The 9,465-nt window shown below is 72.0% G+C and carries 7 protein-coding genes; 4 read left to right on the top strand and 3 right to left on the bottom strand.

What is annotated here, in order from left to right; genetic code table 11:
• Window positions 1-70: 70 nt before the first annotated feature.
• From GVN67_RS26195 to GVN67_RS26180, 4 genes are all read left to right on the top strand, one after another.
• Window positions 71-787 (top strand): RraA family protein, encoded by a 717-nt coding sequence (locus GVN67_RS26195; protein ID WP_160000269.1) that lies wholly within the window; start codon window positions 71-73, stop codon window positions 785-787.
• 4 nt (window positions 788-791) lie between these two features.
• On the top strand, window positions 792-1,199 hold the full coding sequence (locus tag GVN67_RS26190; RefSeq protein ID WP_160000268.1) for a hypothetical protein: 408 nt from the start codon (window positions 792-794) through the stop codon (window positions 1,197-1,199).
• Window positions 1,199-1,669, top strand: coding sequence for a thioesterase family protein (locus GVN67_RS26185; protein ID WP_160000267.1), 471 nt, complete (start codon window positions 1,199-1,201; stop codon window positions 1,667-1,669). Before GVN67_RS26190 ends, GVN67_RS26185 begins: the two co-directional genes overlap by 1 nt.
• A gap of 62 nt (window positions 1,670-1,731) precedes the next feature.
• Window positions 1,732-3,840 (top strand): bifunctional diguanylate cyclase/phosphodiesterase, encoded by a 2,109-nt coding sequence (locus tag GVN67_RS26180; protein ID WP_160000266.1) that lies wholly within the window; start codon window positions 1,732-1,734, stop codon window positions 3,838-3,840.
• A 228-nt stretch (window positions 3,841-4,068) separates the two neighbouring features.
• Here the strand turns inward: GVN67_RS26180 and GVN67_RS26175 are convergent, their stop codons facing one another.
• The 3 genes from GVN67_RS26175 to GVN67_RS26165 form a co-directional block, all read right to left on the bottom strand.
• Window positions 4,069-5,661, bottom strand: coding sequence for an ABC transporter substrate-binding protein (locus GVN67_RS26175; RefSeq protein WP_160000265.1), 1,593 nt, complete (start codon window positions 5,659-5,661; stop codon window positions 4,069-4,071).
• Complete coding sequence (locus tag GVN67_RS26170; protein WP_235035512.1) at window positions 5,661-7,184, bottom strand: serine hydrolase; 1,524 nt, start codon at window positions 7,182-7,184, stop codon at window positions 5,661-5,663. The genes GVN67_RS26175 and GVN67_RS26170 overlap by 1 nt, the downstream gene beginning before the upstream one ends.
• A gap of 87 nt (window positions 7,185-7,271) precedes the next feature.
• Window positions 7,272-9,449 carry an anthranilate synthase component I gene (locus GVN67_RS26165; protein WP_160000263.1) on the bottom strand — a complete coding sequence of 726 codons (2,178 nt, stop codon included), beginning with the start codon at window positions 9,447-9,449 and terminating at the stop codon, window positions 7,272-7,274.
• Between the last annotated feature and the right edge of the window lie 16 nt (window positions 9,450-9,465).

Genomic DNA, 9,465 nt, shown 5'->3' with positions numbered 1-9,465 from the left:
GGTTGTCGGGGGGCGCGGGGACGGCAATCCTCAGGGGGTCCGAGAAAAAAAGCCTGGAGGAGCGCCGATCATGGCCGATGCCGCCGCCGCCTATCCTTTCACCGCCGCCGACCTGGAGGCGCTGCGCGCCTGGGACACGCCGACCATCTGCAACGCGCTGGAGCTGGTCGCGCCGGAGCGGCGCGGCCATGGCTACACGCTGCGCCCGCTGGTGGCCGCCGACGTCACCCTGAAGCCGATCTGCGGCCTGGCGCGGACCGGGGCGATCCGTGCCGCCGCCCCCTCCGGCCGGCTGGCCGAGGTCGATCGCGGCATCCGCACCGGCTGGTACGAATATGTGGCGCAAGCCGCGATGCCGACCATCGTTGTGCTGCAGGATTTGGACGACACCCCGGGCTACGGCGCCTTCTGGGGCGAGGTGCACAGCGCGGTCCACAAGGCGCTGGGGTCGCAGGGCTGCGTCACCAACGGGTCGTTCCGCGACATCGACGCGCTGGCGCCGGATTTCCAGATCCTGGGCATCGTCAATCCGAGCCATGCCTATGTCCACATGGTCGCCTATGGCCAGGAGGTGTCGGTTCATGGCATGGCCTGCGCGCATGACGCCGTGGTGCATGCCGACCGGCACGGCGCCGTGGTGATTCCGCATGCGGTGGTGCGGCAATTGCCGGCGGCGATCGAGCTCGGCGCGCGGCGCGAGAAGGTCATCCTCGACCTGTGTTCATCCGACCGCTTTTCCGTGGCGGCGCTGAAGGAGGCGCTGTCGCGGGCCCAGGAGATTCACTGACGCCATGACGACCCCTGCCCGCTTTCTTGTCCTCCTGCTCACGCCGCTGGCGTTCGCGACGTCGGCGCTCGCCCAGGAGGATGGCTGGTCACGCTTCCTGCCGGAGACCGCCCCCGGCATCGTGGCCTGCCTGGAAGGCGAGGCAGGGGCCGCCGCCACCGCCGCCCTGCCGATGAATGGCGGCCGGGTGCTGGTGCGGATCACCCGCAAGGATGGCGACCGGCTGGAATGCGTGGCCGAGCTCGGCGCGCCGGGCCAGAAGGCGCGGCGCGCGCAGAGCCGCAGCGTCGGCGCCGCGCCCCCGCTGCCGGGCGAGGACGCCCAGCGCCTGAGCCTGGCGCCGCTCTGCCCCGGCGCGGCGGCGGTGCCGCAGGCGGCGGGGCTGTTCCTCAATCCGCCGGGCTGCCGCTGATGGGGCAGGTGGCAGGCCAGGCCCTGGCCGAGACACGCGGCGCCATCGGCCCGGTCCGCCCCGAATGGGTCGACCATTACGGCCATATGAACATGGCCTTCTACCTGGTGGCCTTCGACATGGCGACCGACCTGCTCTGGCCGCGGCTGGGCCTCGGGCCGGGGTTTCGCGCCCAGGGCCTGGGCACCTTCGCCGCCGAGAGCTGGGTCGCCTATCAGCGCGAGGTGGTGCAGGGCATGGCGCTGTCGGTCAGCAGCGAGGTGCTGGCGCATGACGCCAAGCGGCTGCTGCTGCGCCACCGGCTGTTCCATGCCGACGAGGGCTGGCAGAGCGCCGAATGCGAATTCCTGTTCCTCTGCGTCGATCTGGAGAAGCGGAAGGTCGCGCCCTGGCCCGAGGCGATCCAGGCGGCCTTCGCGGCGAACCTCGGTGGCGCGCCGGCCAGGCGCCTGTCGCTGAAGCGGCCTTAACCGGCCGATAACCCTGTGCCCTTAGCCTGCAGGCGAACCGCTTGCGGGGAGGGGATCAGCGGATGGCGGATGCGGGGCCAGGACCGGCCATCGACCAGGAGACGCCCCGGGACGCCCCGGCCGGCTTCGACGCCGCCTGCCTGCCGCTGGACCGGCTGACCACCCCGCTCTGGGTCTATGACATCGATCATGGCCGCGTGGTCTGGGCCAATGCGGCGGCGCTGCTGCTGTGGCAGGCCGCCAGCCGGGAGGAGCTGGCGGCGCGCGACCTGGGCCGCGAGCTTTCCGCCTCGGTGGCGCGCAAGCTGCGGCAGTACCAGGAGGATTTCATCGCCTGCGACGCCAGCTTCGTCGAGGTCTGGACCCTCTATCCCAATGGCCGCCCGCGCCCGGTCACCGCCGCCTATCGCGGGCTGCGCCTGGCCGATGGCCGCATGGGCATGCTGTGCGAGGCGCTGGGCGACGTCGAGGCGCGCGCCGACACGCTGCGCAGCGCCGAGGCGCTGGTGCATACCTCGGTCATGATCGCCCTCTACGACCATGAGGGCGAGCTGCTGTACCGCAACCCCGCCGCCCGCGCGGTGCTGCCGCCGGGCCAGGCCAATTTCACCGCGCGCTTCGTCGATGCCGCGGCGCGCGACACGCTCTGCGCCGCGCTGGAGCAGGCGGGCGAGGCGCGGATGGTCGCCCAGCTGCGCACCGCCCGGGGCCCGCGCTGGCACGACATGACGCTGCGCCGCTGCCGCGATTCGGCCACCGGCCGGCCGGCGCTGCTGGTCAGCGAGGTCGATATCTCCGAGCTCAAGGAGGCCGAGCGCAAGGCCGACTACCTGGCCACCCACGACACCCTGACCGGCCTGCCCAACCGCGCCTCGCTGCATCCGCTCTTCGCCCGGCTGCGCGGGCGGGCGCTGGAGGAGGGCGGCGGCATCGCCCTGCTGTTCATCGACCTGGACGGCTTCAAGCATGTCAACGACGTCTTCGGCCATCCGGTGGGCGACCGGCTGCTGGTGGTGGTGGCGCAGCGGCTGCGCGCCTGCCTGCGCGCCGGTGACGGCGTCATCCGCCTGGGCGGCGACGAATTCCTGCTGCTGATCCGCCTGCCGCCGGATGCCGGGCTGGCGGGCGGACCGCAGGCCGGGATCGACGCGCTGGCCGGCCGGCTGCGGGAGGCGCTGTCGCAGCCGATCCAGCTGGCCGAGCATCGGCTGCAGGTGACGCCCAGCATCGGCATCAGCCTCTATCCCGAGCATGCCACCGAGGTCGACCTGCTGGCGCAGCAGGCGGACCTGGCGCTCTACGAAGCCAAGGCCGCCGGCCGCAACGCTTGGCGCTATTTCCTGCCGGAGATGGACCAGCGCGCCCGCGACCGGCTGGCGCTGGAAGAACAACTCCGCGCTGCCCTGCAGCAGGAGGAATTCTTCCTGCTGTTCCAGCCGCGGCTGTCGGTGCAGGAGGGGCGGGTGCTGGGCGCCCAGGCGGTGCTGCGCTGGCGCCACCCGCAGCGCGGCCCGGTCGACCCCGAGGATTTCCTGCGCGTCTGCGCCGAGCCCGGGCTGCTCGACCCGCTGGGGCAATGGATGCTGCTGGCCGCCGCCCGGCAGCAGGCGCGCTGGGCCGCCCAGGGCTTCGGCGCGGTGCTGGCGGTGAAGCTGTATCCGCGGCTGTTCCGGGCGGCGGACGGGCTGGCCCTGCTGCAGCGGATTCTGGACGAGAGCGGCTGCGACCCGCGCCGGCTGGAGCTGGAGGTCACCGAGGCCATGCTGGCCGCCGAGCCGCCCGAGCTGGTCCGCGCCCGGCTGATCGAGCTGCGCGGCATGGGCTTCCGCCTGGCTGTCGAAGGCTTCGGCAGCGGCCCGGCCAGCCCGGTGGCGCTGCGCAGCTTTCCGCTCGACCGGCTGAAGCTGGCGCCGGCCGGGCTGCCGGCGGATGCGGCGGGGCTGGTGGCCTCGCTCGGGCGGCTGCTGGGGGTGCCCATGCTGGCGGAAGGGGTGGAAAGCCTGGTCCAGCTGGAATGGCTGCGCGCCGAAGGCATCGACGACTACCAGGGCGAGCTCTGCAGCCCGCCCTTGCCGGCCGGGGAAATGGCGGCGCTGCTGCGGGCGGATCGGGAGTGGGTGCTGCCGGTTGAAAGTCCAGGCGAAGGGGTTTTGGGTAGGTTGGGGGAATGAATTCCCCCAAGCCCCCATCTTTTTTCTGATGACCGGCCGTTCGAACACCTGCGCCACATCGGCGTTCACACCAGGGCCTCACGGCGGGACGCCGTTTTCAGCGCAACCTCAAAGGTCGCGCTGTGCATTGGCCGTTTCACGTCCTGTCGTCACGTGGACACGGCAGTCTGACAGAAAAAAGAAGGGGGTCTGGGGGAATTCATTCCCCCAGCCTGCCCCCAACTTCCTTCAGTTCTTCTCAATATTCCAGAACACCATCACCGGCGCGTTCAGCACGCCGCTGATGTTGCTGCGCCGGGCATAGGGTTGGTCGAACTGTCCCAGCACGCGGTAGGGCTGCATTTCTGCCAGCCGCGCGTGCAAGGCTTCGAGCGCCGCCTTGCGTCCGGCCTCGTCCACCGCATCCACCACCGCCGTGCGCAGGCGTTCAGAGTCGGCGTCGCAGGGCCAGCCGGCCCAGGCGCGCTCGCAGGCGCTGTTGGTGCCGATATTGGTCACCGGCGACTGCATGGTCCCGCCCGAGGCCGTGGTGACGAACAGGTTCCAGCCGCCCTGGTCCGGCGGGTCGCGGCGCGGCTGCCGGCTGGTGACATTGCCCCAGTCGGCGAATTGCAGGTCGACGTTCATGCCGATCTTCTGCAGCGAGGCGGCGGCGACTTCCGCCATCCGCCCGATTGCCGGGATGTCGTGCGAGGAGATCATCACCACCCGCTCGCCCTTGTAGCCGCTCTCGGCCAGCAGCGACCGGGCGCGCTCCAGGTTCGGCGTGGCGTAGGCCGCAGCACCCGCTTCCGTCCCATTCGGGCCGCCACAGACGAAGAAGCTGCCGCAGCGCTTCCACCACTGCTCGTCGCCATAGCCGGCGGCCATGAAGTCGGTCTGGTCGGTGGCGAAGGCCAGGGCCAGCCGGGCGCGCGGGTCGTTGAAGGGCGGGTGCAGGTGGTTCGGCCGCAGCATCGCCTGGTTGGCGAGGCTGGCGTAGCGCTCCACCGCGATGCCGCGGCTGCGGCTGATCACCGGGATCAGGTCCTGGCTGGGTTGCTCCCACAGGTCGATCTCGCCGGTCTGCAGCGCGGCCGCCGCCGTCGCCGGGTCGGGCATGATGTGCCATTCGACGCGGTCCAGCTTCACCACCCTGCCGCCGGCCAGCCCGTTCGGCGGCTCGGCGCGGGGGATGTAGTCGGGGTTGCGGTCGTAGACGATGCGGGCGCCGCTGCGCCATTCGGCCCGGTTGAAGCGGAACGGGCCGCTGCCGATGGTTTCCGTCACCGGGCGGGTCGGGTCGGTGGTGGCGTCGCTCTCGCGCATGATCGCCGGGATCTGCCCGGTGGCCGAGCCCAGCGCGAAGGGCACCAGCCCCATCGGCTTGCGCAGCCGCAGCGCGAAGCGGCGCTCGTCGATCACCTCCAGCGACGCGGTGTATTCGGCCAGCTTCACGCCCACCGTGTCGCGCGCCATCCAGCGCTTCAGCGAGGCCACCACGTCGCGGCTGGTGACCGGCTGCCCATCATGGAACTTCAGGCCCTCGCGCAGCCGAAAGTTCCAGGTCAGGTTGTCGGCCGCGGTCTCCACCTGGTCGACCATCTGCGGCTGCGGGTTCAGCTGGCTGTCCCAGGCGAACAGCGTCTCGTAGAGCATCAGCCCGTGCATGCGGGTGATGGTGATCGAGGCGAAGACCGGATCGAGCGTGCGCAGGTCGGCATGCGGCGCCACGCGCAGCACGCGGTTGGCCGGCGGGGCGGCGGTCTGGGCGACGGCGGCGGCGCCGCAGGCCAGGGATGTTGCGGCCAGCAGCGTCGCTGCCAGGCGTTGGATATTCATCAGCCGCGATCCGGGATGTTCAGGGGCTGGAAGTGCAGCACCCGCGCGCGGTGGCTGGCAAGCCGCAGCGACCCGTCCGCTTGCAGCCACAGGCAGGGGCGGTGCCGCCAGGGCCCGTGCTTGAGGTCGGCCAGGGCCCGGCCGCCGGGCAGCGGCGTCAGGCTGGTCTCGGCGCCGAGCGCGCCCAGCCAGGGCATCCGCGCCGTCCCATCCGCCCGGATCTCGATCCGCGCGCCGAAATCCGGTTCTTCCCAAAGCCCCACCAGCCGCGGATCCAGCGCGACATTTTCCGGCACTTTCTCCAGCCGCCGCGCCACCCCGCCGATTCGCCCTTCCAGCACCGTATCGCTCTGCGCCCGGACGGAGATGTCGAGATAGGCCGGGATGCTGCGCAGCCCGCCATCGGCGCCCTGCATCAGCCGCTCGAAGCCGCCCATGACGCTGATCGAATCCGCGCCGAGCTCGGCCCAGAACGGGCCCTCCGCCTCGGCATAGATCCCCGGGGCCAGCGCGGCCGGCGTGGGCAGCGCCTCGCCCAGCAGCGCCGCCAGGATCGTCAGCGCCGGCCACAGCGCATCCTCCTCGCGGTTGCTCAGCACGACGACGCCGACGCCCTGCTCGGGCGCCATCAGGAAATGGTTGCGATAGCCCGGCAGCGACCCGCCGTGGCCGACCACCCGCGACCCGCCCAGCCGCGTCTCCACCAGGCCCAGGCGATAGACGCTGTCGCTGCCATCGGCGAAGTGGCGCGGCGCGGCCAGCCGCTCCAGCATCCCCTCCAGCGGCCCGGTGCCGGCCAGCAGCGCCGCGGCCCAGCGCGCCAGGGTATTGGCGCTGGCCGTCAGCCCGCCCGAGGCGGAGAAATGCATGCCATACCGCCCGCGCCGCCAGGCCGCCTCGTCCCACCAATAGCCGGCGGCCAGGTCGGCCACCGGCTCGGTCTCGTCGGTGGGGAAGCTGACCCGCAGCTTCAGCGGCTCCAGCAGCTGGCGCCGCAGCGCCTCGGGGTAGGGCACGCCGCGCTGCGCCAGGATCACCGACTGCGCCAGCCGCCAGCCGGTGTTGGAATAGGCCATCTCCTGCCCCGGCGGCGCGCAAAGCCCGGGCAGCCGGCGCAGCAGCGCATGCACCTCGGCCGGCGCCAGGCTGGCGGTATAGGGAATGCCCTGCTGCCACAGCACCTCCATCATGTCCGGCAGCCCGCCGGTCATGTCGAGCGCCCGCGCCAGCGGCACCGCCCCCACCGCCGCCGGCAGCCCCTCCAGCAGGCTGCCCAGCGGCGCCTCCAGCGGGATCTCCTCCAGCAGCAGCGTCGCCGCCATGAAGTGCTTGCTGATCGAGGCCAGCCGGTTGACCGTGTCCGGCGTGAACGGCACCGACGGCTCGAGCGCGGCATAGCCGCCGGCGCTGGTGGCCCTGATGCCCGAGGCGTCGAACAACACGATGGCGCCGCCCGGGCCCCGCTCCTCGGACCATCGGCCGGCAATGGCGGCCGCTTCGGCGGTGGCTCGGTTCCAGTCCATCAAGGCCTCTCCTGGCATGCAACGCGGAGCGTCGCGCCGGGAAGGAGCCAAGGCAAGCACCAGGGGCTCCGCCCCCGGACCCCGACATCAGTCAGCCGGCGTCAGCACCCGCAGCCTCGCCAGCACGCCGCGGATCAGCGGCATGCCGACACCTTCAGGATCCGTCATCAGGGACTCGGGGTGGAACTGCACCGCGGCCAAAGGCAGCACGCGATGCTCGATCGCCATGATCACCCCATCCGCCGTCTCGGCGGTGGCCTCCAGCACGGAAGGCAAGGCGACGCGCCGCGCATGCAGCGAGTGGTAGCGGCCGACGGTGAAGCGCTCCGGCAGCCCGGCCAGCAGCCGGCCGCCGAGGCGCTGCACCGGCGACGGCTTGCCATGCATCGGCACCACCAGCTGGTCCAGGCTGCCGCCGAAATGCTCCACCATCCCCTGCAGCCCGAGGCAGACGCCGAAGCCCGGCAGGCCGCGCTGCAGCATCAGATCCAGCGTCTCGGACATGGCAAAATCGGCCGGACGCCCCGGCCCCGGCGACAGCAGCACCAGGTCCGGCGCCGCCGCTTCCCGCAGCGCGGCCCGCGCCAGCTCGGGGCGCAGCGTCCGCACCTCCGCCCCGGCGGCGCGGAAGTAGCTGGCGAGCGTATGGACAAAACTGTCCTCGTGATCGACCAGCAGCACCCGCGGCGCGGGGCCGCTCACCGTCGCGGCGGCGGTCGCCGAAGCGACAGCGCGAGCACCCTCGCCACGGATGGCGGCGAACATGGCGCTGGCCTTCAGCCGGCATTCCGCCTCTTCCGAGGCCGGGTCGCTGTCATGCAGCAGCGTGGCCCCGGCGCGCACCTCGGCGACGCCTTCCTTCAGGCGGATGGTGCGGAGCGTCAGCCCGGTGTTCATCTGCCCGTCGAAGGTGAAGCGGCCGATGGCCCCGCCATACCAGCGCCGGGCGGAACGTTCCTCCGCCTCGACATGCCGGATCGCCCAGGTCTTCGGCGCCCCCGTCACCGTCACCGCCCAGGCATGCGACAGGAAACCGTCCAGCGCGTCGCGGCCGGGCAGCAGCGTGCCCTCCACATGGTCGACCGTGTGGATCAGCCGCGAATACATCTCGATCTGCCGCCGGCCGATGACGCGGACGCTGCCGGGCACGCAGACGCGGGATTTGTCGTTGCGGTCGACATCGGTGCACATGGTCAGCTCGCTCTCCTCCTTGGCGGAGTTGAGCAGGGTGCGGATATTCTCCGCATCCTCCAGCGCGTCGCGGCCGCGGCGGATGGTGCCGCTGATCGGGCAGGTCTCGATCCGGCTGCCCTCGACCCGGACGAACATCTCTGGGCTGGCGGCGACCAGGAACTCGCCCTCGCCCAGGTTCATCAGCGCGCCATAGGGCGAGGGGTTCACCCGCCGCAGCCGCTCGAACACCGCGCTGGGCGCATCGGCGCAGGCGGCCGCGAAGGTCTGGCCGAGCACCACCTCGAACAGGTCGCCGCGGGCGAAGGCCTGCTGGGCGCGCTCGACCATGGCGGCATATTCGCCGGGGCCGTAGTCGCTCTCGGCGGGCGTGGCGTTGGAGCCGGCGCGGAACGGATCGGCCGGGGTCGCGCGGGGCAGGGCCTCGGTCGCGGCGCCACCGACAGAAAAATCGTAGCGATGCAGCGTGGCGGCGCCGGCCAGGTGGTCGACCACCAGGATCTCGTCCGGCAGGTAGAGGACAAGGTCGCGCTGGTCCTCGGCGCGCGGCAGGCGCAGCGCCATCGGCTCGAACTGGAACACCAGGTCGTAGCCGAAGGCGCCGTACAGCCCGAGATGCGGGTCGGCATCGCTGGCGAAGAGATCACGGATCGCCCGCAGCGCCGAGAAGACCGAGGGAAGCCGCGACCGCTCCTCCTCCGGCAGCCGCTCGGTCGGCATGCGGATGGCGAGCGTCACCTCGGTGGCGTCGGCGGCGAGGCTTTCCGTCTCCGGCAGGGCGCGCAGCGTGGCCGCGATCGCCGGCAGCAGCAGCGCGCCGCGGGCGTTCAGCGCGACGATCCGCATCGCGCGGCCGCGCGCCGTGACCATCAGCGGCGGGTCGCAAAAACCCAGGTCCCAGCGGGTGTAGCGCCCCGGGAACTCGAAGGAGGAGGAGAGCAGCACGCCGCGCTGGCGGTCCAGCCGGGCGGCCAGCGCCTCGCGGCTGCCGGCATAGTCGGCGGGCACGGCCTGGTGGCGCACGGCGATGCCGCCGGCGGTGGTGAAGGCGGTGGGGGAGGGGTCTTGGGGCACGGTTGGCACTCTCCGG

The organism is Roseomonas sp. 18066 (assembly GCF_902706185.1).
In the GTDB taxonomy this organism is placed as follows: Bacteria; Pseudomonadota; Alphaproteobacteria; order Acetobacterales; family Acetobacteraceae; genus Pseudoroseomonas.
This window is presented reverse-complemented; position numbering and strand designations above follow the sequence as displayed.

Excerpts from the sequence above, each read along its gene's own strand:
- GVN67_RS26185 (WP_160000267.1), top strand. The coding sequence starts at position 1,199 with ATGGGGCAGGTGGCAGGCCAGGCCCTGGCCGAGACACGCGGCGCCATC.
- GVN67_RS26190 (WP_160000268.1), top strand. The coding sequence starts at position 792 with ATGACGACCCCTGCCCGCTTTCTTGTCCTCCTGCTCACGCCGCTGGCG.
- GVN67_RS26180 (WP_160000266.1), top strand. The coding sequence starts at position 1,732 with ATGGCGGATGCGGGGCCAGGACCGGCCATCGACCAGGAGACGCCCCGG.
- GVN67_RS26195 (WP_160000269.1), top strand. The coding sequence starts at position 71 with ATGGCCGATGCCGCCGCCGCCTATCCTTTCACCGCCGCCGACCTGGAG.
- GVN67_RS26175 (WP_160000265.1), bottom strand. The coding sequence starts at position 5,661 with ATGAATATCCAACGCCTGGCAGCGACGCTGCTGGCCGCAACATCCCTG.
- GVN67_RS26170 (WP_235035512.1), bottom strand. The coding sequence starts at position 7,184 with ATGGACTGGAACCGAGCCACCGCCGAAGCGGCCGCCATTGCCGGCCGA.